Source organism: Nonomuraea sp. NPDC050540 (assembly GCF_044457485.1).
In the GTDB taxonomy this organism is placed as follows: domain Bacteria; phylum Actinomycetota; class Actinomycetes; order Streptosporangiales; family Streptosporangiaceae; genus Nonomuraea.
In genome coordinates this window covers 42,015-62,819 of the sequence record NZ_JBITHA010000028.1, presented here as the reverse complement: position 1 = coordinate 62,819, position 20,805 = coordinate 42,015, and the positions used below count along the sequence as shown (strand labels likewise).

Here is a 20,805-nt window from a genome sequence, read left to right as displayed (position 1 = left end):
TGTGTAGGCTGACGGGCTGAGCGGCGCGGCCCGAACGCAACGCACGGAATTTCCGGCGCGAGGCCGGTGTCAACTTCTTGTACGACAATGGAAGGTCGCCCCTTATGGACATGGGATCACTCGGAAGCATCCTGCCGCTGGTACTTCTGGTGGTGGTGTTCTATTTCCTGCTCATCCGCCCGCAGCGCAAGCGGCAGCAGGAAGCCGTCAAAATGCAGAACTCGCTCACCCCCGGTACGCGAGTGATGACCACGACGGGGCTGTTCGCCACCGTGGTGACGGTCGACAATGAGGACGTGATCCTTGAGGTGGCGCCCGGCATCGAGACCCGTTGGGTCAAGGCGGCCATCGGCCGCGTCGTGACCCCGGGTGACGCCCCCGTCGAGGATGAGGCCGTCGCAGACGACGAGCCCGTCGCCGACGTGGCCGACGAGGTCAAGACCGAGGACGTCAAGGACGAAACGAAGAACGGCGACTCGAGCACGAAGCAGTCCTGACTAGGCTGCGACAGACACCTCTAATCCGAAAGAACTGACGACCCGTGGCCCGACCGACCAGCCGCCACAGCAATCCGGGGCGCACGCTCCTGATTCTCCTGGCGCTCATCCTCGCCCTGGGCGGGACGATGCTCCTGCAGAAGGCGTTCACGCCCAAGCTGGGCCTCGACCTCGCCGGCGGAACGACGGTGACCCTGTCACCCGTCACGCTCAGCGGCGCGGCTCCCTCCCAAGAGTCGCTCGACCGTGCCGTCAGCATCATCCGTGACCGGGTGAACGGCACAGGCATCTCCGACGCGGAGGTCGCAAAGTCCGGCGACAACATCATCATCTCCGTTCCCGGCAAGGGCCAGGAGGAGGTCATCAAGCTGGTCGGCACCACGGCGGAGCTGCGCTTCCGCCAGGTGCTCGCGGTCGAGGCCGCCGCCCCGGAGCAGCTCAGCACCGAGGCGCCCAAGCCGAGCACCAGCCCGAGCGGCACCGCGAAGCCGAGCGGCTCGCCGTCGGCCAAGGAGCCGAGCGCGAAGCCGTCGGCGAACGCCCCGCAGGAGACCCCGAAGGCCTCGCCGACCGGCAAGGCCCTCTCCTCGGCGCTGACCTCGCCCACGACGCCGACCCCCTCGGCCAAGGACGACAAGAAGAAGGACCAGAAGGCCACCCCGACCCCGTCGGGCTCGCCCTCCGCCCAGCCTTCGCAGCCGCAGCAGGAACAGCAGCCGCAGATCGACACGACCGGCGTCGACCCGGCCGTGCTGAAGCAGTACCAGGCGCTCAACTGCACCGATCCCAAGACCCGCGGCCAGGGCGTGCAGGACGACCCGAAGAAGCAGTTCGCGGCCTGTTCCGACGACGGCTCCGCCAAGTACATCCTGGACGTGGCCAAGGTCGTCGGCACCGACATCGACACCGCGTCCTCGGGCGTGCGGCCCGGCAGCACCGACTGGGTCGTCCAGCTCGACTTCAAGAGCGCCGGCGCCACGGAGTGGAGCAAGCTCACCTCCGTCGCGTTCAACTCGCAGGCCCCGCGCAACCAGGTGGCGGTCGTCCTCGACGGCCTGGTCATCACCGCGCCGGTCATCCAGGGCCCGATCCCCGGCGGCCGCGCCGAGATCACCGGCGGCTTCAACCAGAAGACCTCGACCGACCTGGCCGACCAGCTCAAGTACGGCGCGCTGCCGCTGAAGTTCAACCGCAGCTCGGTGGAGACGATCTCCTCGACGCTCGGCTCCGACCAGCTCAGGGGCGGTCTGATCGCCGGTGGCATCGGCCTGGCCCTCGTGGTCCTCTACTGCCTGTTCTACTACCGGGGCCTCGGCCTCGTCGCGGTGCTGAGCCTGGTGATCGCCACGGTGCTGACGTACGAGTCGGTCGTGGTCCTCGGCGCCAACGGAGGCTTCGCCCTCTCGCTGCCGCACATCATCGGCCTGGTGGTGTCCATCGGCATTACCGCCGACTCCTTCATCGTGTACTTCGAACGTATTCGTGATGAGATGAAGGAAGGTCGGCGGACGCTTCGCGCGGCCGTCGAGGTGGCCTGGGTCCGTGCCCGGCGCACGATCCTGATCGCCGACGCCGTGATGTTCATCGCCGCGGTCGTGCTGTACTTCCTGGCCGTGGGCGGCGTGGCCGGGTTCGCCTTCGCGATGGGCCTGACCACGCTGATCGACGTCGTCGTGGTGTTCCTGTTCACGAAGCCGTTCATCGCCCTGCTGGCGAAGCTGAAGTTCTTCTCCAAGGGGCACCCGCTGTCCGGTCTCGATGCCGAGCGCATGGCTTCCGAGCCCGCCCGCACCAACACCCCGCAGGAGGCCTGACATGGGACTCGGGCGTCGCCTCTACCGAGGCGAGATCGACGTCGACTTCGTCGGCAAGCAGAAGCTCTGGTACTCGCTGTCGGGTCTTCTGCTGGTGTTCTCGATCGCGGGTCTGATCTTCAGCGCGGTGAACACGGGCAGCCCACTCAACCTGGGCGTCGAGTTCAAGGGCGGGTCGGTCTTCTCGTTCAAGGCCCCAGCGGCCAGCATCGACGAGGTCCGCTCGACCTTCACCGACGAGGGCGTGCACCAGGCGATCGTGCAGACGGCCGGCGACCGGTGGCGCGTGACCACCGAGACGCTGCCCGAAGCCAAGGTGACCCAGGTGCAGAACGCCGTCGTCGCCGACTACAAGATCCCGGTCGCGCAGGTGGACATCCAGTCCATCGGAGCCTCCTGGGGCGGCGAGGTGTCACAGAAGGCCCTGATCGGCCTGGGCGTCTTCATGCTGGCGATCATTCTTTATCTCAGCATGGCGTTCGAGCCCAAGATGGCGCTGGCCGCCATCGTGGCGCTGGTGCACGACCTGGTCATCACCGCGGGCGTCTACGCCTGGTCGGGCTTCGAGGTCACGCCGGCGACCGTGCTGGGCTTCCTGACGATCCTCGGATATTCGCTCTACGACGCGGTCGTCGTCTTCGACATGATCAAGGAAGTCACGGCCAAGCTGGGCACCACGTCGAAGAAGACCTACACCCAGGCGGCCAACGACGCGCTGAACCACACGCTGATCCGATCGCTGAACACCTCGCTGGTGGCCATCCTCCCGGTGGCGGCGATCCTGTTCATCGGCACCACGCTGCTCGGCGCCGGCACGCTGAAGGACCTGGCGCTGGCCCTGTTCGTCGGCATGGTCGTCGGCACGTACTCCTCGCTGTGCGTCGCCACACCGCTGCTGGTGACGCTCAAGGAGCGCGAGCCGAAGTACCAGGCGATCGCCAGGAGGCTGGCCTCCACCGGCGGCGGCAAGGGTGCCAAGAAGGCGGCCGCGGCCAAGGGCTGACGAGTTTCCTGCATGGCCCCCGCTCCGCTTCGACGGGGCGGGGGCTTCGCTTGTCCCACAGGAGGGGATTGCATGAACGAGCTGATCAGGGACGTGCCCGACTATCCCAAGCCGGGTGTGCTGTTCAAGGACATCACGCCGCTGCTGGGCGACCCTGACGGGTTCGCGGCCATGGTGGACGAGATCGCCGGGCTGTTCGAGGCGGACAAGATCGTCGGGATCGAGGCGCGGGGCTTCATTCTGGCGGCGCCGGTGGCGTACAAAGCTCATGCCGGGTTCGTGCCAGTCAGAAAGAAGGGCAAACTGCCCGCCGAAACCCTGGAAGAGTCCTACGATCTGGAGTACGGCTCGGCCACCATCGAGGTGCACCGGGACGCCTTCGCGCCGGGTGACCGGGTGCTGATCGTGGACGACGTGCTGGCCACGGGCGGCACCGCCGCGGCCACGGTGGAGCTGGTGCGGCGCGCCGGGGCCGACGTCGTGGGCGTGGCCGTACTGATGGAGCTTGCCTTTCTCCAGGGGCGTGCGCGCCTGCCGGGAGTAGAGGTACGCGCCCTGCTGACCGTCTGAGTTCGCCACCTGGATACACTGGGGGGCCTGGACTCACACGTAAGGAGTCTGTGTGCCCCGTGATGTGGTCGTGCCCGACGTAACCGAGTCTTCGACGCGTCGGCGGCGGTTTGGGGGTGGGGCCATGAACCCGGTGCTGGAACCCTTGTTCCGGACGGTCAGGGCTACCCATCCCAAGGCTGACCTGCGCCTGATCGAGCGTGCCTACGACGTGGCCGCGTACCATCACCGCGATCAGAAGCGCAAGAGCGGCGACCCCTACATCACGCACCCGCTCGCCGTGGCCACGATCCTGGCCGAGCTCGGCACCGACGACGAGACCCTGTGCGCCGCGCTCCTCCACGACACCGTCGAGGACACCGCCTACGGCCTGGAGGAGCTGCGCGGCGACTTCGGCGACACGATCGGCTCGCTGGTCGACGGCGTCACCAAGCTGGACAAGGTCAAGTTCGGGGACGCCGCGCAGGCCGAGACCGTGCGCAAGATGGTCGTGGCCATGTCGCGCGACATCCGCGTGCTGATCATCAAGCTGGCCGACCGCCTCCACAACATGCGCACGATGCGCTACCTGCCCGAGCACAAGCGGCAGCAGAAGTCCCGCGAGACGCTGGAGATCTTCGCGCCGCTCGCCCACCGCCTGGGCATGAACACGATCAAGTGGGAGCTGGAAGACCTCGCCTTCGCGATGCTCTACCCCAAGCGCTACGACGAGATCGCGCGCATGGTGTCGGAGCGCGCGCCGCGGCGTGACCTGTTCCTGCAGGAGGTCATCGAGAAGGTCTCCGGCGACCTGCGCGAGGCCAAGATCCGCGCGGTGGTCAAGGGCCGGCCCAAGCACTACTACTCCGTCTACCAGAAGATGATCGCCAGGGACGTCGCCTTCGACGACATCTACGACCTGGTGGGCATCCGCGTGCTCGTCGACAGCGTGCGCGACTGCTATGCGGCCCTCGGAACGATCCACGCGCGATGGAACCCGGTGCCCGGCCGGTTCAAGGACTACATCGCGATGCCCAAGTTCAACATGTACCAGTCGCTGCACACCACGGTGATCGGCCCCGAGGGCAAGCCCGTCGAGCTGCAGATCCGCACCCACGCCATGCACCATCGCGCCGAGTACGGCGTGGCCGCCCACTGGAAGTACAAGGAGGAGGTCGGCGCCGCCGCCCCGCCCGGCAAGGTCAAGCCGGGCAGCGACATGGCCTGGCTGCGCCAGCTCCTCGACTGGCAGAAGGAGACCTCCGACCCGGGCGAGTTCCTGGAGTCGCTCCGCTTCGACCTGTCGGTCTCCGAGGTCTACGTCTTCACCCCGCGCGGCCAGGTCGTGGCACTGCCCGAGGGCGCGACACCGGTCGACTTCGCCTACGCCGTCCACACCGAGGTCGGCCACCGATGTATCGGCGCCCGCGTCAACGGCCGCCTCGTGCCGCTGGAGTCGCGGCTGGGCAACGGCGACACCGTCGAGATCTTCACCTCGAAGTCGCCCGACGCCGGCCCGTCGCGCGACTGGCTGAAGTTCGTCAAGTCCGGCCGCGCCCGCAACAAGATCCGGCAGTGGTTCTCCAAGGAGCGCCGCGAGACCGCGATCGAGGCGGGCAAGGAGGCCATCGGCCGCGCCATGCGCAAGCAGGGGCTGCCGCTGCAGCGCCTGATGTCCGGCGAGGCGCTGCTGGCGCTGTCGCGCGACCTGCGCTACCCCGACGTCTCCGCCCTCTACGCCGCCGTCGGCGAGGGCCACATCGCCGCCCAGTCGGTCGTGCAGAAGCTCGTGGCCTCCATCGGCGGCGTCGAGAGCGCCGAGGAGGACATCGCCGAGACCTCGCTGCCCACGCGCCTCAAGGGCCGCCCGCGCGGCGGCGGCGGGGCCGGTGTGGTCGTGGCGGGCGACGCCGACGTGTGGGTACGCCTGTCCAAATGCTGCACCCCCGTGCCGGGAGACGAGATCGTCGGCTTCGTCACCCGGGGCCACGGCGTCTCGGTGCACCGGGCCGACTGCACCAACGTCCAGCAGCTGAAGGAGCAGCCGGACCGGCTCGTCGAGGTCAGCTGGTCGCCCAGCGAGGACTCGGTCTTCCTGGTGGCCATCCAGGTGGAGGCCCTCGACCGGCCCCGCCTGCTGTCCGACGTCACCCGCACCCTGTCCGACCAGCACGTCAACATCCTGTCCGCGTCCGTGACCACGTCGCGGGACCGGGTGGCGATCAGCAAGTTCACCTTCGAGATGGGCGACCCCAAGCACCTGGGGCACGTGCTGAAGGCGGTCCGCAGCATCCAGGGCGTCTTCGACGTCTACCGCGTCAGCGGCGCCGGCAGCTGACCTCTCGTCCGGTACGGCCCGCCGCCCGGCCCGCACGTGTGATCCCGAGGCGCCGTCGCCCCTGACGGGAGCCGCGCACGCTTCGGTGGAGCGGTGCCTCGCGCTGAGGCGGCGCCCAAGGGTTCCGGGCGGGTGTGAACAGCGCTCGGGCCTTCGTGGGCCGGGCTCGGCGCGCGCGGGAGTTCAGAGAGCCTTCCGGGGATGCTCAGGCCGCTTCGGAGGGCGGGAGCGGAGCCGTACCTCCTAGTCGGGCAGGAGGGGGACGGCGGGCTCGTCGTCGCGGCCGAGGAGGACGGCGCGCGTCACGGCGGCGGAGCCGAAGCGCAGGCGGAGCGAGTCGACCGTCGTGTCCAGGGCGCGCGGCTCGTCGAAGGGGAGGGCGAGCTGCAGGGCGGCGGAGTCGCTGAGGTTGGTGAGCGCGAAGCCCAGCAGCGTGATGCCGCGCTCGTCGATCAGGGGCGCGGCGGTGGCCAGGAGGCGGCGGGCGGTCGCCAGCAGGGCCGAGGTCTCGTCGGTGGCCTGCGGGACGGTGTGGGAGCGGGTCACCCGGGTGAAGTCCTCGAAGCGCAGGCGCAGGACCACCGTGCGGGCGCATCGGCCCGCGGCGCGCAGGCGGCGCGAGACGCGGTCGATCAGGCCGATGGTGATGGCGTCGAGCTCCCGGCGGGTACGCCGGGTGCGGCCCAGGGCGCGCTGGGCGCCGATGGAGCGCCGCCGGCGGCCCGTGCGCACGGGGCGCGGGTCGTGGTTGAGCGCGAGGGCGAGCAGGTGGCGTCCGGCGGCGGGGCCGAGGCGGGCGGTCAGCGTGGACTCCCGCAGGGCGGCCACCTCGCCCACGGTGGTGATGCCCAGGGCGTGGAGTTTGCGGGCGGTGACGGGGCCCACGCCCCACAGGCGCTCGACCGGCAGGGGATGGAGGAAGTCCAGCTCTCCGTCCGGCGGGACGACGAGCAGGCCGTCGGGCTTGGCGACGCCGCTGGCCACCTTGGCCAGGAACTTGGTGCGGGCCACTCCGACGGTGATGGGCAGGCCCACCTGCTCGCGTACGTCGCGGCGGAGCTTGGCGGCGATGTGGCCGGGCGGGCCGGAGATCTCGCGCAGGCCGCCGACGTCGAGGAAGGCCTCGTCGATGGACAGGCCCTCGACCAGCGGCGTGGTGCGTTCGAAGACGTCGAAGACGGCCTTGCTGGCCTCGGAGTAGGCGGACATGCGGGGCTCGACCACGATCGCGCGCGGGCACAGGCGGCGGGCCTGGCCGCCGCTCATCGCGGTGCGGACCCCGCAGGCCTTGGCCTCGTAGCTGGCCGCCAGCACCACGCCGCCGCCGACGATGACCGGACGGCCACGCAGGCGCGGGTCGTCACGCTGCTCGACCGAGGCGTAGAAGGCGTCGAGGTCGGCGTGGAGGATCGTCGCTTCGCTCACGAACACATGTTCGCATGGAAGGCAAGATCAGGGCTACCGCAGGCCGGGCAGGTTGACGACGACGGCCTCCTGGGTGCTGCGGGCGATGACCACGACGGCCTCCTGCGAGGGGTCGGGGTTCTCCTCGCGGTGCGGGACGAACGGCGGCACGTAGATGTAGTCGCCGGCCTTGGCGTCGATGCGCACCTCCTCGCCGCCGTCGGGGTCGAGGAAGACGAAGCGCGGGGTGCCGCTGACGACGTAGATGGCGGTCTCGGACTCGCCGTGGTGATGGTCGGCCGAGGTCGTGGACGGGGCGACGTGCGTCTGCCCCATCCACAGGCGGCTGGAGCCCACGGAGGCGCCGCTGATGGCTGCCAGGCGGCGCATGCCCCCGGTCTGCGCGGTGTCGGCCGTCAGCCCGCCGGGGGCGATGTGGTGGAGCTTGCGGTGGAAGGCGTCCATGGCGGCCACCTTCTCACGCGGTCAGACCTCGACGCCGTTGACGAAGACCTCGCGCAGCCTCAGGCCGTCGGTGAACGCGACCTTGTCGGGCCCGGTGATCCCGGTGAGCCGGCACCTGTCCAGGCGTACGTCCGTCAGGTGGTCCGTTGCGAGGCCGTCGAGGTTGAGCACGGCGTCGGCGCGGGTGTCGCGCATGGTGATGTTCCGCACCGACACCGGCAGGGTGCCCGGCTCGGTGCTCGCGTAGTTCATGGTGACGAAGACGACCTCCCGGTCCACCCCGGAGCCGGTGAAGCCGCGGACGTGGACGCACGAAAAACGCCGGCCGGACGTGACCGGCCGGCGTTCGCCGTGGCGAGGCTCAGCTGAACTCGGCGAGCGTGCGCTCGGCCTCCTCCAGCCAGGAACGGCGGGCCGTCAGCGCCTCCTCGGCCTCCTTGACGTCCTTGGCCCGGCCGGCGGCCTCGGCCTTGGCCAGGCGCTTCTCCAACTGCTCGATGGAGGTGCGGAGCTGGTCGACGGTGCTCTGGGCACGGGCGCGGGCCTCGGGGTTGGAGCGCTTCCACTCCGCGTCCTCGGCCTTGCGCACGGCCTCGTCGATCTTGCGCAGCCCGCCTTCGAGCCGGTCGCGCTGCTCGCGCGGCACGGGACCGACGGCCTCCCAGCGCTCCAGCATGTGGCGCAGCGCGCCGCGGGCGGCCCGCGCGTCGGTGACCGGGAGGATCTTCTCGGCCTCGACGAGCAGCACCTCCTTGGCCTCCGCGTTGGCCGCGAGCGACGCGTCCCGCTCGGCGAAGACGGCGGAGCGGGCCTGGAAGAACACGTCCTGCGCGGCCTTGAAACGGGCCCACAGCTCGTCCTCGGCGTCGCGTGAGGCCCGTCCCGCCGACTTCCAGCGCTGCATCAGCTCGCGGTAGACCGAGGCGGTGGGGCCCCAGTCGGTGGACTCCGCCAGCGCCTCGGCCTCGGCGACGATGCGCTCCTTCTCGGCGCGCACGCCTTCGCGCTGCTCGTCGAGCCCGGCGAAGTAGGTCTTGCGGCGCTTGGCGAAGGCCGTGCGGGCGGCGGAGAGCCGCTTCCACAGGCCGGCCTCGGTGGCGCGGTCGATGCGGTCGGCGGCCTTCCACTCCTCGACGAGCTGCCGAAGCCGCTCGCCGCCGGACTTCCAGTGGGTGGTCTCCTCGGCGATGCGCTCGGCCTCGGCGACGATGCGCTCCTTGACCGCCTTGGCCTCGACGCGCGCGTGCTCGCGGGCGGCCTTGACCTCCTCGCGGCGGTGCGCGACCAGCTCCGACAGCCCGTCGAGGCGGGCCGTCAGCGCGGCCAGGTCGCCGATGGCATGGGCGTCGGCGACGGCCTCGCGCAGCTTGACGATGCTGGCCTCGGCCTGGGCCGGCGCCAGGTCGGTGCCCTTCAGCCGCTGCTCCAGCAGCTGCACCTGCCCGGCCAGCTCGTCGTACTTGCGATGGAAGTAGGCCAGCGCTTCCTCGGGTTCACCGGCCTGCCAGGAGCCGACGGCCCGCTCTCCCTCAGCCGTACGCACGTAGACGGTGCCGTCGTCGTCTACCCGGCCCCACGGGTCGGTGCTCACCGTGTCCTCCCGCACTTTCCATCAGACCCTTCGGGACTACCCGTCCCTAGTTGTATTACGTCAGCTCTTGCCAGAGATTGTCACGTCTTTGAGTTGGAGGGTTTCCTTGGGCGCTCCCGTTCCGTCCGGACCCGGCGTGATAACGCCCGCCTTGTTCACCTTGTCGAGAATGTCGAGCCCCTTGGTGATCGTACCGACTGGCGTGTAATCCGGGGTGAGTCCGATGTCGCCATATACCAGGAAGAACTGGCTGCCGGTCGACCCGGGCGCGCTCGTCTTGGCCATGGCCATCACACCGCGCTTGTAGGCGGCGCCCTTGAGGTTCTCCTCGGCCATCACGTAGCCGGGGCCGCCCATGCCGTCGGTCTGGCTCTTGCCGTCGGCCTTGGCCGTCGGGTCGCCGCACTGCAGCATCGGGAACTTCTCGTTGCCCAGCCGGTGGCACTTGCTGCCGTCGTAGTAGTTCTTCTTCGCCAGGAACTCCAGCGAGTTGACGGTGCACGGCGCGTTGGCGTTGTTCAGCTCCACCTGGATGTCGCCCAGGTTCGTGGCGAACGTCAGCGTCTTGGCCGCCGGCTTCACGCTCGCCTTGGCCGGAGGCATGCCGACGTCCTTCACGGTCCCGTTCTTGTCGGCCACATAGCCGCACTTGCCGGTCTTCGGATCGAACGGCGCAGCCGCCGCGACCTGACTCGGCGAGGTGCTCGGCTGGGCCGAGTCGGAAGCCGCAGGCGTGGGCGAGGCCGCCGCCTCCGTGCCTGGCTCCCCGTTGAACAGGGCCACGGCGGCGACGATGCCGCCGACCACGACGACGACGCCTATGCTGGAGCCGATGATCGCAGTGCGCTTGTTACGCTGCTCGCGCTCGATGCGGCGCTGCATCTGCCGCTCGTAGTGCTCACGAGCCAGCTGCTTCTGCCGGTCCTTCCCCGTGGCCACCGCTTTGCCTCCCATAGTCAATCAACTGAGGTGGGCGAATCGTATCGGCCAAAGGGCAATGGTTCGCAGCCCGGCGACCCGCACCGGTACCCTTCGGTTACATTCCCATTGGCTTTTTCAACGAGATCAGCTGAGGCAGATGCTCATCGCAGGGTTCCCCGCAGGGGCCTTCCAGACCAACTGTTACGTCGTCGCGCCCGCCGCCGGCGAGGAATGTGTGATCGTCGACCCTGGTCAGGACGCCGTGGACGGCGTAGACGAGCTGCTGCGCGAGCACCGGCTGAAGCCGGTCGCGGTCGTGCTGACGCACGGGCACCTCGACCACGTCTGGTCCGTGGCCCCGGTGTGCGGCGCGCGTGACATTCCCGCGTGGATCCACCCGGAAGACCGCGATCTGCTGAGCGATCCCGCCAAAGGCTGGTCCGAGACCTCCGCGCAGCTGTTCGGCGGCATCACGCTGAGCGAGCCGGACGAGGTGAAGGAGCTGTCCGACGGCGCCGTGCTGAAGCTGGCCGGACTGGAGCTCGTCGTGGACCACACCCCCGGCCATACCAGGGGGTCGGTGAGCTTCCGGCTGCCCGAGGACGAGATCATGTTCTCCGGTGACCTGCTGTTCGCCGGCTCCATCGGCCGCACCGACCTGCCGGGCGGCGACTATCCGACGATCCTGCGCAGCCTGGCCGCCAAGTGCCTGCCGCTGCCTGATGAGACGATCGTCCTGCCGGGCCACGGACCACAGACCACGATCGGCCGCGAGCGCGCCACCAATCCTTACCTGAAGGAAGCAGCGCCGCACGCCGGTCCCACACGAGGGATCTAATGAGCTTCCAAGCACCAAAGGGCGTCAAGGAGTACGTTCCTCCGCAGGCCTCGACGTTCTACGCCATCCGCCAGGCGTTCGCCGAGACCGCCAGGCGCGCCGGCTACTCCTACCTGGAGACCGCGGTCTTCGAGGACACCCAGCTGTTCGCGCGCGGCGTCGGCGAGTCCACCGACGTCGTCAGCAAGGAGATGTACACCTTCACCGACCGCGGCGGCCGCTCGCTCACGCTGCGCCCGGAGTTCACCGCCGGAGTGCTGCGCGCGGTCCTGGAGTACGGCCTGCACCGCGGGCAGCTGCCGGTCAAGGTCTGGACCGGCGGCCCGGTCTTCCGCGCCGAGGCGCCCCAGGAGGGCCGCTACCGGCAGTTCTACCAGCTCGACCTGGAGGCCGTCGGCAGCGAGGACCCGGCCGTCGACGCCGAGACCATCGCGCTGGCCTGGCAGTGGTACACCGCGCTCGGCCTGACCCAGGTGCGCCTGCTGCTCAACTCGCTGGGCTGCGCCGAGTGCCGCCCCCTCTACCGCACCCGCCTGCAGGACTTCCTGCGCGGCCTCGACCTCGACGAGGCCACCCGCGCCCGCATCGAGATCAACCCGCTGCGCGTGCTCGACGACCGGCGGCCCGAGGTGCGCGAGCAGCTCGAGGACGCGCCCCTCATCGGCGACCACCTGTGCGCCGACTGCAAGGCCTACCACGACCGCGTCAAGCAGTACCTGGCCGACTTGGACATCCCGTGGCAGGACGAGCCCAGGATGGTACGCGGCCTCGACTACTACACCCGCACCACCTTCGAGTTCGACCACCCGCTGCTGGGCGCGCAGTCCGGCATCGGCGGCGGCGGCCGCTACGACGGCCTGTCGGAGGCCATCGGCGGTCCGCGCCTGCCCGGCATCGGCTTCGGGCTCGGCCTGGACCGCACCGTCATCGCCCTCGGCCGCGAGGGCATCGAGCCCGCCACCCCGCCGCGCTGCGAGGTGTACGGTGTGGCGCTGGGCGACGAGGCCGCCCGGACCATGTTCAAGCTCCTCGGCCGGCTGCGCGCGGCGGGCGTCGCCGCCGACATGTCCTTCGGCGGCAAGGGGCTCAAGGGTGCGATGAAGGGCGCGGACCGCTCCGGCGCCCGGTTCGCGCTGATCCTGGGTGAGCGTGACCTGGCGGCGCAAGCCGTACAACTGAAAGACCTGACCACCGCTGAGCAGACCGAGGTGCCGTTGGCCCAGGTCGTGGACGTTCTGAAGGGGAAAGTGCAGTGATCCGCACGCATAAGGCCGGGGAGCTCCGCAAGGAGCACGCCGGGCAGCAGGTGACGCTCGCAGGATGGGTGGCCCGGCGCCGCGACCATGGCGGCGTGGTCTTCATCGACCTGCGTGACGCCTCCGGCTCGGCCCAGGTGGTCTTCCGCGAGGAGGACCACGCCCACGACCTGCGCGCCGAGTACTGCGTGAAGGTGGTCGGCGAGGTACGCGTGCGGCCCGAGGGCAACGCCAACCCCGAGCTGCCCACCGGCGACATCGAGGTCGTCGCCACCCAGGTCGAGGTGCTCAGCGAGTCGGCGCCGCTGCCCTTCCCCATCGAGGGCAACACCGGGGTGTCGGAGGAGGCGCGGCTGAAGTACCGCTACCTCGACATCCGCCGCCAGCAGGTCGGCAACGCCATGCGGGTGCGCTCCAAGGCCACCTTCCTGGCCAACCAGGTCATGGACGAGCTCGGCTTCGTCTACGTCGAGACGCCCACGCTCACCCGCTCCACGCCGGAGGGCGCGCGCGACTTCCTGGTGCCGGTGCGCCTGCAGCCGTCCAACTGGTACGCGCTGCCGCAGTCGCCCCAGCTGTTCAAGCAGCTCCTGCAGGTGGCCGGTCTCGAGCGCTACTACCAGCTGGCCAAGTGCTATCGCGACGAGGACCTGCGCGCCGACCGGCAGCCGGAGTTCACCCAGATCGACATCGAGATGTCCTTCGTCGACCAGGAGGACGTCATCGCCGTCGGCGAGGCGCTGATCGGCCGCGTGTGGAAGGAGATCCTCGGCTACGAGATCCCCGCCCCGCTGCCGCGGATGACCTACGCCGACGCGATGGCCCGCTACGGCTCCGACAAGCCCGACCTGCGCTTCGGCCAGGAGCTCGTCGACGTCACCGCGTATTTCAAGGACACCACGTTCCGCGTCTTCCAGGCCGACTACGTGGGCGCGGTCGTCATGCCGGGCGGCGCCTCCCAGACCCGCAAGGAGCTCGACGGCTGGCAGGACTGGGCCAAGTCGCGCGGCGCCAGGGGCCTGGCCTACGTGCTGGTCCAGGAGGACGGCACGCTCGGCGGCCCGGTGGCCAAGAACCTCTCCCAGCAGGAGCAGGACGGGCTCGCGGCCTTCGTCAAGGCGGCCCCCGGCGACGCGATCTTCTTCGCCGCCGGAGCCCGCAACTCCTCGCGCGACCTGCTCGGCGCCGCCCGCCTGGAGATCGGCCGCCGCTGCGACCTCATCGACCACTCGCGGTGGGCCTTCCTCTGGGTCGTCGACGCCCCCATGTTCGAGGAGGACGGCGAGGGCGGCTGGACCGCGGTCCACCACCCCTTCACCGGCCCCAAGCCGGAGTACGCCGCCGACTTCCAGGACAAGCCGGGCGAAGCCCTGGCCTACGCCTACGACATGGTCTGCAACGGCATGGAGATCGGCGGCGGCTCGATCCGTATCCACCGGGCCGAGATGCAGCAGCGCGTCTTCGACGTGCTCGGCATCTCCAAGGAGGAGGCCGAGAGCAAGTTCGGCTTCCTGCTCGACGCCTTCCAGTACGGCCCGCCCCCGCACGGCGGCATCGCCTACGGCTGGGACCGCATCTGCATGCTGCTGGCCGGCGGCGAGTCGATCCGCGACGTGATCGCCTTCCCCAAGACGGCCTCCGGCTTCGACCCGCTGACCGGCGCCCCGACCGCGATCACGGCCGAGCAGCGCAAGGAAGCCGGCGTCGACGCCAAGCCCAAGGAGTAGCCGCGAGCGTGAGGTCCGCGTGAGATATGCCGGTCTCGCCGCCCCCAAGCCGCTGCGCCGCCACCAGCGACAGGCCCTGAACGCGCTGGAGGCGGCGTTCGCGGCCGGACGGCGCCGGGCCTGGGTCGTGTTACCGCCCGGCACCGGCAAGACGCTCACGGCCCTGGAGGCGGCCAGAAGGCTGGATGCCCCGATCGTGGCCTTCGGCCCCAACACGGCCATCCAGGGCCAATGGCTGGCCGAGTGGCGCGCCTTCGGCGAGAAGGCCCGCGCCGGCACCTCGCGCCTGCTCGGCGAGGACGTCACCGTCCTGACCTACCAGGCGCTGGCCAGCTTCGACCCCGACGCCGAGATCGACGAGGAGGGCGGCAGACGGCCCTCCCACCTCGACCGGCTGCGCCCGGCGGGCCGCGAGCTGGTGGAGCGCCTGGCCGCGCTCGGCCGGGTGACGTTGCTGCTCGACGAGTGCCACCACCTGCTCGACACCTGGGGCGAGCTGCTGGCCGAGGTCCTGCGGCGGCTGCCGGAGGCCACCGTGATCGGGCTGACCGCCACCCCGCCCGACCGGCTCACCCCGGCGCAGGGCGAGCTGGTCGAGGAGCTGTTCGGGCCGGTGGTGCGCGGTCCTTCGATCCCGGCCGTGGTCCGCGAGGGCCACCTGGCCCCGTACGCGGAGCTGGCGTGGCTGACCTGCCCGACCGCGCACGAGCAGGCGTGGCTGGCAGCCGAGGCCGAGCGCTTCGCCGAGCTCACCACCGACCTGCTCGACCCCGGCTTCGCCACCGTGGGCTTCCTGCGATGGCTCGACAGCCGCCTCGTCCACCGCGGCGACGACGCGATGACCTGGCAGCGGCTCGAACGCCGCGAGCCCGCGCTGGCCGCCGCCGCGCTGCGCCTGCACCACGCCGGGCTGCTGCCGCTGCCGGAGGGCGCCCGCGTCCGTGAGGAGCACCGTCACCGGCCCACGGCCGACGACTGGGTCTGCCTGCTCGACGACTACGTGCGCCGCTGCCTGCGGCGGGGCGGCGAGCCCGCGGACGCGGCGGCCGTCGAGGCGATCCGGCTGGCGCTGCCGTCGATCGGCTACCAGCTGACCGCGCGTGGCGTGCGGGCCGGCCGTACCCCGGTCGACCGGGTGGTGGCGCGCAGCGAGGCCAAGACGGTGGCGGTGGCGGAGATTCTGGCCGCCGAGCACGTCGCGCTCGGGGAGCGGATGCGCGCGCTTGTGCTGTGCGACCACGAGCGGGCCACCGCCACGCTGCCCGCGCGCCTGTCGGGCGTGCTGGACGAGCAGGCCGGGTCGGCCAGGCTGGTGCTGGAGACGCTGGCCGCCGACCCGCGTACCGCGCGGCTGCACCCCATGCTCGTCACCGGCCGCACGGTCGCCGCACCGGCCGCCACGGCCGCGGCCTTCGCCGCGTTCTGCGAGGGTACGGCCCGCCTGGACCCGATCCCGCCCGGCGCGCGGGGCGTGGTCGAGGTGACCGGCTCCTGGAACAGCCGCGCCTGGGTCGCCCTCGCCACCTGCTTCCTGGAGTCCGGCGGCTGCTCGGTCCTGGTCGGCACCCGGGCGATGCTCGGCGAGGGCTGGGACGCCAAGGGCGTCAACACGGTCGTCGACCTCACCGAGGCCACGACTGCGGGCGCGGTCGTGCAGATGCGCGGGCGCGGGCTGCGCGCGGACCCGGCGTGGCCGGAGAAGGTGGCCAACACCTGGTCCGTGGTCTGCGTCAGCGCCGAGCATCCCAAGGGGTCGGCCGACTGGGAGCGGTTCGTCCGCAAGCACGACGGCTACTTCGGGCTGACCGACTCCGGGACGATCGCCGCCGGGGTCGCGCACGTGCATCCCGAGCTGTCGCCCTACGCGCCGCCTCCGGTGTCCGGCTTCGACCGGTTCAACACGTCGATGCTGGAGCGGGCGGCCGACCGGGCCAGGGTGCGGGAGCTGTGGCGGGTCGGCTCGCCGTATGAGGACCTGCCGGTGCACAGCCTGCGCGTCGAGCCCGCCCGCGCCGCCGCCCGCCCGGCGGTGAGCCGTCCGGAGCCGCCGCGCGCGGTGCCCGCCGAGAGCGGCATCAGCCCGCGCCCCCGTCTCGATCGCCGCCCGCACCTGCTCGCGGGCGCCGCCGGATGGGTCGCGGGCACCGCCGCCTGGCTCGCCGCGGGCTTCGCCGAGGCGCCCGCCGTCCTGGTCGCCGACGCGCTCCCGCTGGCGCTTCCCGGCGGGCTGCCGCTCGGCGCCGCCGCCTTCCTCCTGGTACGGCGCGCCCGCCGCGCCACCGCGGGACAGGCGGCGTTGCGCGAGGTGGCAGGGCAGTTCGACCTGCCCGCGATCGCCTGCGCCGTGGCCGACGCCCTGCACGCGGCCGGGCAGGTGCCCGAGGGCGCGCGGGCGGTGCACGTGGAGCCGGACGGCGCCGGCGCCTACTGGATCGAGCTGCGCGGTGTCCCGGAGGCGGCCTCGCGGCGCTTCAGCCTCGCGCTGGACGAGGTGCTGACCGCGCCGGTCGCGCCGCGCTACCTGGTGCCCCGCTACCTGGTCGAGCCGGGACGCCGGCAGGGGCGGGCGCTCATGGCGGGCCACCCGGAGCCGAACGCGGTCGTCCACCACGCGGTGCCCGAGGCCCTCGGCGAGCGCAGGAAGGACGCGCAGGCGTTCGCGAAGGCGTGGAACCGCTGGGTGAGCCTCGGCGAGCCGCTCTACACACGCTCGCCGGAAGGGGCGGGGATCCTGGCCGCGCAGGCGGGCGGCTCGCCCCTGGACGTCGCCACCGCCCTGCGCGTCACCTGGCGCTGAGCACGGTCCGGCGCTTGGCGAAGTCCGGCGCTTGGCACGTCCGGGGCTGAGCATGGCCCCGCCCGCCGCGACCCCGAGCGGCGGGCGGTGGCCGTACCGGCGATCAGAAGCGGACGGGAAGCCGCGTCAGGCCCCGCACCACCGAGCCCGGCGGCCGCCACGCCAGCTCCTCCTCCGCGCAGTCCAGCGCGAGGCCGGGCAGGCGGGCCAGCAGCGTGCCGATGGCGATCCGCCCCTCCAGGCGGGCCAACGGCGCGCCCAGGCAGAAGTGGATGCCGTGGCCGAAGGCGAGGTGGCGGTTGTCGCGGCGGGTGATGTCGAGCTCACGCGGCGAGGAGACGGCGGCGGGGTCGCTGCCCGCGGCGCCCAGCGAGATGTGCACCATCGCGCCACGCGGCACCGCCACCCCGGCGATCTCCATGTCCTCGGCGGCGAAGCGGGGAGTGGAGCGCTCGACCGGCCCGTCGAAGCGCAGGAACTCCTCGATCGCGTCCGGCAGCAGCTCCGGCTCGCCGCGCAGCAGCGCGAGCTGGTCGGGGTTGCGCAGCAGGGCCAGCATGCCGTTGCCGATGAGGTTGACCGTCGTCTCGTGCCCGGCGATCAGCAGCAGCGTGAGCGTGGACAGCAGCTCGCGCTCGTCCAGGTCGCCGCCGTTGGCCAGGGCGCTGACCAGGTCATCGCGTGGGTCGGCGCGCCGCTCGGCGACCAGGCTCGCGAAGTAGGCGTGCGTGTCGCGGGCCGCCTGCTGCCGCACCCTTGTGCCTTCGGGGTCGAAGCTGGGGTTGACCAGCCGCCCCGACCAATCGCGGAACAGCTCGCGGTCCTCGGCGGGCACGCCGAGCAGCTCGCAGATGACGATGATCGGCAGCGGGAAGGCGAACTCGTCGATCAGCTCGGCGCTGCCGTTCATCTCCATGGCGTCGATGAGCTCGTCGGTGATCTCCTGGACGCGCGGGCGCAGGGCCTCGACCCGCCGCGGGGTGAAGTCCTTGGAGACCACGCGGCGCAGGCGGGTGTGCTCGGGCGGGTCGACCTGGAGCATGTTCGACTGGAACAGCAGGTCGTTGGTGTCGGCGAGCTTGCGGAAGTAGTCGCCGAAGACCGTGATGTCCTTCGACAGCCTGGGGTCGTTGAGCGCGGCGCGCCCGACTTCGTGGTCGATGATCAGGAAGGCGTCCATCCCGGGCGGGAAGTCGATCGGATGCACCGGACCCCCGGCGCGCAGGCCGTCGTAGGCGGTGTAGGGGTCGCGGCTGAAGTCGGGCGCGAAAAGGAACTCGAACGGTAGTTTCTCCGGCACGGAGATCACCCTAGAACGCCACGGGCAGCGCGGAAAGCGAGCGCAGGATCGAACCGCTCAGCCGCCACGAGAGCTCGTCCTCACGGCAGTCGAGCCGCAGGTCCGGCAGCCGCTCCAGCAGCATCGCGAAGGCGACCTGGGCCTCCAGGCGGGCCAGTGGCGCGCCCAGGCAGAAGTGGATGCCGTGGCCGAAGGAGACGTGCCGGGTGTCCTGGCGGGCCACGTCGAGCCCGTCGGGGTGCGCGTTGGCCCGCGGGTCGCGGCCGGCGGCGCCGATGGAGACGTGGACGAAGGCGCCCTTGCCGACCGGCGTTCCGGCGATCTCCAGGTCCTCGACGGCGATCCTGAACGTGCCGCGCTCGACGGGCGCGTCGAAGCGCAGGAACTCCTCCACGGCGTTCGGCACCAGCTCGGGGCGGCTCCTGAGCAGCGCGAACTGCTCCGGGTCGCGCAGCAGGGCCAGGGTGCCGTTGCCGATGAGGTTGACGGTCGTCTCGTGCCCGGCGATCAGCAGCAGCGCCAGCGTGGACAGCAGCTCCTTGTCGTCGAGCTCGGGGCTGGTGACGAGCACGCTGACCAGGTCGTCGCCGGGCGCGGCGCGGCGCGCGGCGATCAGGTCGGCGAAGTAGGCGCGCAGCGACTCGGTGGCCCGCGCCCGGCTGGCCTGCTGCTCCTCGTCGATCGCGGGATCGACCAGCGCGGCCGACCATTCGCGGAACAGCTCGCGGTCCTCGGCCGGTACGCCCATCAGCTCGCAGATGACGACGATCGGCAGCGGGAAGGCGAAGTCGGAGACGAGCTCGGCCCGGCCCCGGCCCTCGATCCCGTCGAGGAGCTCGCCGGTGATCTGCTCGATCCTGGGCCGCAGCAGCTCGATGCGGCGCGGGGTGAAGGCCCGCTGAACGACCTTGCGCAGCCGCGTGTGGTCGGGAGGGTCCGACATGAGCATGTTGTCGGCGAGGATCGGATCGCCGACGCGGACCGCGTCGCGAAACCACTCCGGGCCGCTGTCGATGTTCTTGGACAGTCGCGGGTCGGCCAGCGCCGCCCGGCCGTGCTCGTAGTCGACCACCACGTACGCCTCGGCGCCCGGCGGGAAGTCCACCCGGTGGATCGGGCCCTTGGCGCGCAGCTCCGCGTACATCGGGTACGGGTTCGCGCTGAACTCGGGCGAGAAGAAGAACTCGAAAGGCAGGTTTTCCGGCATTTGGTTTTCCGGCATGCGGCCACTCCTTTGGGTCCAGATCCACTCTGGCTCCGCGGAAGCGGCCGATCAGCCGCTTGTGACGGGAATCACCATCACTTGGTGGACATCTTGACATCCTTGATGATGAAGGGGTTCTTCGGCGCCGTGGAGCCGCCGTCGCCCGTGATGTCGTCCGGGTTGACGATGAAGCCCTCCTTGGACGCCTGGTCGATGATCTCGAGGCCGCTGGTCACCGTGCCGAGGATCGAGTAGGCCGGGTCGAGCTGCGTGTTCTCGTCCGACATCGAGATGGCGAACTGGCTGGAGTTCTGCCCCTGGGCGTCGGTGGGCTGGGTCAGGAAGACCACGCCGCGGGTGTACGGCATGGCCCCGGCGGCCTCGTCGCCGTAGACGTAGCCCGCGGTGCCCTGGCCGTCGGTGGGGCTCTTGCCGTCCGCCTTGGCCAGCGCGTCACCGCACTGCAGCAGGAACAGGCCCGAGTTCTCCGGCACCACCAGGCGGTGGCACTTGGTGTTGTCGTAGAAGTTCTTCTTGGCCAGGAACGCCATGGAGTTGACCGTGCACGGGGTGAACTTCGGGTCCACCTGGATCACGATGTCGCCGCGGTTCGTGACCACGGTCATCGTCTTGATCTTCAAGGAGTCGCCCGGCTTCTTGGGCGGGAACCCGACGAACTTCTTCGGGACGTCCTGCGTGTCCTTGGTGTACGTGCAGCTGATCGGGCCGGTCTTCGGCGTCATCGACGGCTCGGGCTCCGAGGAGGCGCTGGACGACGGGGACGGCGAGGACGTCGCCGCGACCTTCTTGGCGTCGTCGCCGCCGCCGAGGAGGGTGGTGGCGGCCACGATGCCGCCGGCAACCAGGACCAGGGCCACGCCGCCGCCGATGAGGGTGTTACGCCTGCCCTTGGTGTTCTCCCCAGCAGCACGCCGCGCCTGCCGCTCCTTGTGCTCTCGCGCCAGCTCGCTCTGGCGGTCGTCGCCGCTCACGGATATGTCCTCCATCTTTGCCGACACATGACCAAACAACTTCGCGAATGCTACCGGCCTCCCTTATGTGGTGTACGTAAGTGGCGGAAGGGACGGGAACCAGGTCCTT

The 20,805-nt window shown here is 70.8% G+C and carries 17 protein-coding genes; 9 read left to right on the top strand and 8 right to left on the bottom strand.

Translation table 11 applies throughout. From position 1 onward, the window contains the following. The first annotated feature begins 110 nt into the window (after window positions 1-110). The 5 genes from yajC to ACIBI5_RS50670 all read left to right on the top strand — a co-directional run bounded on the left by yajC (window position 111) and on the right by ACIBI5_RS50670 (window position 6,201). A complete protein-coding gene (gene yajC, locus ACIBI5_RS50690) occupies window positions 111-497 on the top strand; it encodes a preprotein translocase subunit YajC (protein WP_397258424.1) in 387 nt (128 codons plus the stop codon). Between the two features lie 44 nt (window positions 498-541). Beyond that, window positions 542-2,311 carry a protein translocase subunit SecD gene (gene secD, locus ACIBI5_RS50685; protein ID WP_397258422.1) on the top strand — a complete coding sequence of 590 codons (1,770 nt, stop codon included), beginning with the start codon at window positions 542-544 and terminating at the stop codon, window positions 2,309-2,311. 1 nt (window position 2,312) lies between these two features. After that, window positions 2,313-3,314, top strand: coding sequence for a protein translocase subunit SecF (secF, locus tag ACIBI5_RS50680; protein ID WP_397258420.1), 1,002 nt, complete (start codon window positions 2,313-2,315; stop codon window positions 3,312-3,314). A gap of 72 nt (window positions 3,315-3,386) precedes the next feature. Then, window positions 3,387-3,884 carry an adenine phosphoribosyltransferase gene (locus ACIBI5_RS50675; RefSeq protein ID WP_397258418.1) on the top strand — a complete coding sequence of 166 codons (498 nt, stop codon included), beginning with the start codon at window positions 3,387-3,389 and terminating at the stop codon, window positions 3,882-3,884. A 124-nt stretch (window positions 3,885-4,008) separates the two neighbouring features. Beyond that, on the top strand, window positions 4,009-6,201 hold the full coding sequence (locus ACIBI5_RS50670) for a RelA/SpoT family protein (RefSeq protein WP_379622495.1): 2,193 nt from the start codon (window positions 4,009-4,011) through the stop codon (window positions 6,199-6,201). Window positions 6,202-6,444: 243 nt separating this feature from the next. Here ACIBI5_RS50670 and dinB read toward each other — a convergent pair whose 3' ends face one another. The 5 genes from dinB to ACIBI5_RS50645 form a co-directional block, all read right to left on the bottom strand. Continuing rightward, a complete protein-coding gene (gene dinB, locus ACIBI5_RS50665; protein ID WP_397258415.1) occupies window positions 6,445-7,626 on the bottom strand; it encodes a DNA polymerase IV in 1,182 nt (393 codons plus the stop codon). Window positions 7,627-7,659: 33 nt separating this feature from the next. Next, complete coding sequence (locus tag ACIBI5_RS50660; protein ID WP_397258413.1) at window positions 7,660-8,070, bottom strand: cupin domain-containing protein; 411 nt, start codon at window positions 8,068-8,070, stop codon at window positions 7,660-7,662. A 21-nt stretch (window positions 8,071-8,091) separates the two neighbouring features. After that, window positions 8,092-8,349, bottom strand: coding sequence for a hypothetical protein (locus tag ACIBI5_RS50655; RefSeq protein WP_397258411.1), 258 nt, complete (start codon window positions 8,347-8,349; stop codon window positions 8,092-8,094). Between the two features lie 82 nt (window positions 8,350-8,431). Then, a complete protein-coding gene (locus ACIBI5_RS50650) occupies window positions 8,432-9,661 on the bottom strand; it encodes a DUF349 domain-containing protein (protein WP_379624685.1) in 1,230 nt (409 codons plus the stop codon). 60 nt (window positions 9,662-9,721) lie between these two features. Beyond that, window positions 9,722-10,600: a peptidylprolyl isomerase gene (locus ACIBI5_RS50645; RefSeq protein ID WP_397258409.1), complete on the bottom strand. Its 879-nt coding sequence runs from the start codon at window positions 10,598-10,600 to the stop codon at window positions 9,722-9,724. A gap of 139 nt (window positions 10,601-10,739) precedes the next feature. Here ACIBI5_RS50645 and ACIBI5_RS50640 point away from each other — a divergent pair, with 139 nt between their 5' ends. From ACIBI5_RS50640 to ACIBI5_RS50625, 4 genes are read left to right on the top strand one after another with little or no spacing between them, the layout of a single operon-like run. Beyond that, on the top strand, window positions 10,740-11,420 hold the full coding sequence (locus ACIBI5_RS50640; protein WP_397258407.1) for an MBL fold metallo-hydrolase: 681 nt from the start codon (window positions 10,740-10,742) through the stop codon (window positions 11,418-11,420). Continuing rightward, the gene (gene hisS / locus ACIBI5_RS50635) at window positions 11,420-12,676 is read left to right on the top strand and encodes a histidine--tRNA ligase (RefSeq protein ID WP_397258405.1); all 1,257 of its coding nucleotides are present in this window, start codon (window positions 11,420-11,422) and stop codon (window positions 12,674-12,676) included. The genes ACIBI5_RS50640 and hisS overlap by 1 nt, the downstream gene beginning before the upstream one ends. Next, window positions 12,673-14,403 (top strand): aspartate--tRNA ligase, encoded by a 1,731-nt coding sequence (gene aspS, locus ACIBI5_RS50630; protein ID WP_397258403.1) that lies wholly within the window; start codon window positions 12,673-12,675, stop codon window positions 14,401-14,403. Before hisS ends, aspS begins: the two co-directional genes overlap by 4 nt. Before the next feature lie 19 nt (window positions 14,404-14,422). Beyond that, on the top strand, window positions 14,423-17,200 hold the full coding sequence (locus ACIBI5_RS50625; protein WP_397258401.1) for a DEAD/DEAH box helicase family protein: 2,778 nt from the start codon (window positions 14,423-14,425) through the stop codon (window positions 17,198-17,200). Between the two features lie 103 nt (window positions 17,201-17,303). Here ACIBI5_RS50625 and ACIBI5_RS50620 read toward each other — a convergent pair whose 3' ends face one another. The 3 genes from ACIBI5_RS50620 to ACIBI5_RS50610 all read right to left on the bottom strand — a co-directional run bounded on the left by ACIBI5_RS50620 (window position 17,304) and on the right by ACIBI5_RS50610 (window position 20,696). Further along, window positions 17,304-18,500, bottom strand: coding sequence for a cytochrome P450 (locus ACIBI5_RS50620; protein WP_397258399.1), 1,197 nt, complete (start codon window positions 18,498-18,500; stop codon window positions 17,304-17,306). Between the two features lie 10 nt (window positions 18,501-18,510). Further along, complete coding sequence (locus ACIBI5_RS50615) at window positions 18,511-19,722, bottom strand: cytochrome P450 (protein WP_397258397.1); 1,212 nt, start codon at window positions 19,720-19,722, stop codon at window positions 18,511-18,513. Window positions 19,723-19,799: 77 nt separating this feature from the next. Then, the gene (locus ACIBI5_RS50610) at window positions 19,800-20,696 is read right to left on the bottom strand and encodes a peptidylprolyl isomerase (protein ID WP_397258395.1); all 897 of its coding nucleotides are present in this window, start codon (window positions 20,694-20,696) and stop codon (window positions 19,800-19,802) included. Window positions 20,697-20,805 lie beyond the last annotated feature (109 nt).

Excerpts from the sequence above, each read along its gene's own strand:
- yajC (WP_397258424.1), top strand. The coding sequence starts at position 111 with ATGGGATCACTCGGAAGCATCCTGCCGCTGGTACTTCTGGTGGTGGTG.
- secF (WP_397258420.1), top strand. The coding sequence starts at position 2,313 with ATGGGACTCGGGCGTCGCCTCTACCGAGGCGAGATCGACGTCGACTTC.
- ACIBI5_RS50675 (WP_397258418.1), top strand. The coding sequence starts at position 3,387 with ATGAACGAGCTGATCAGGGACGTGCCCGACTATCCCAAGCCGGGTGTG.
- ACIBI5_RS50670 (WP_379622495.1), top strand. The coding sequence starts at position 4,009 with ATGAACCCGGTGCTGGAACCCTTGTTCCGGACGGTCAGGGCTACCCAT.
- ACIBI5_RS50660 (WP_397258413.1), bottom strand. The coding sequence starts at position 8,070 with ATGGACGCCTTCCACCGCAAGCTCCACCACATCGCCCCCGGCGGGCTG.
- ACIBI5_RS50640 (WP_397258407.1), top strand. The coding sequence starts at position 10,740 with ATGCTCATCGCAGGGTTCCCCGCAGGGGCCTTCCAGACCAACTGTTAC.
- hisS (WP_397258405.1), top strand. The coding sequence starts at position 11,420 with ATGAGCTTCCAAGCACCAAAGGGCGTCAAGGAGTACGTTCCTCCGCAG.
- ACIBI5_RS50615 (WP_397258397.1), bottom strand. The coding sequence starts at position 19,722 with ATGCCGGAAAACCAAATGCCGGAAAACCTGCCTTTCGAGTTCTTCTTC.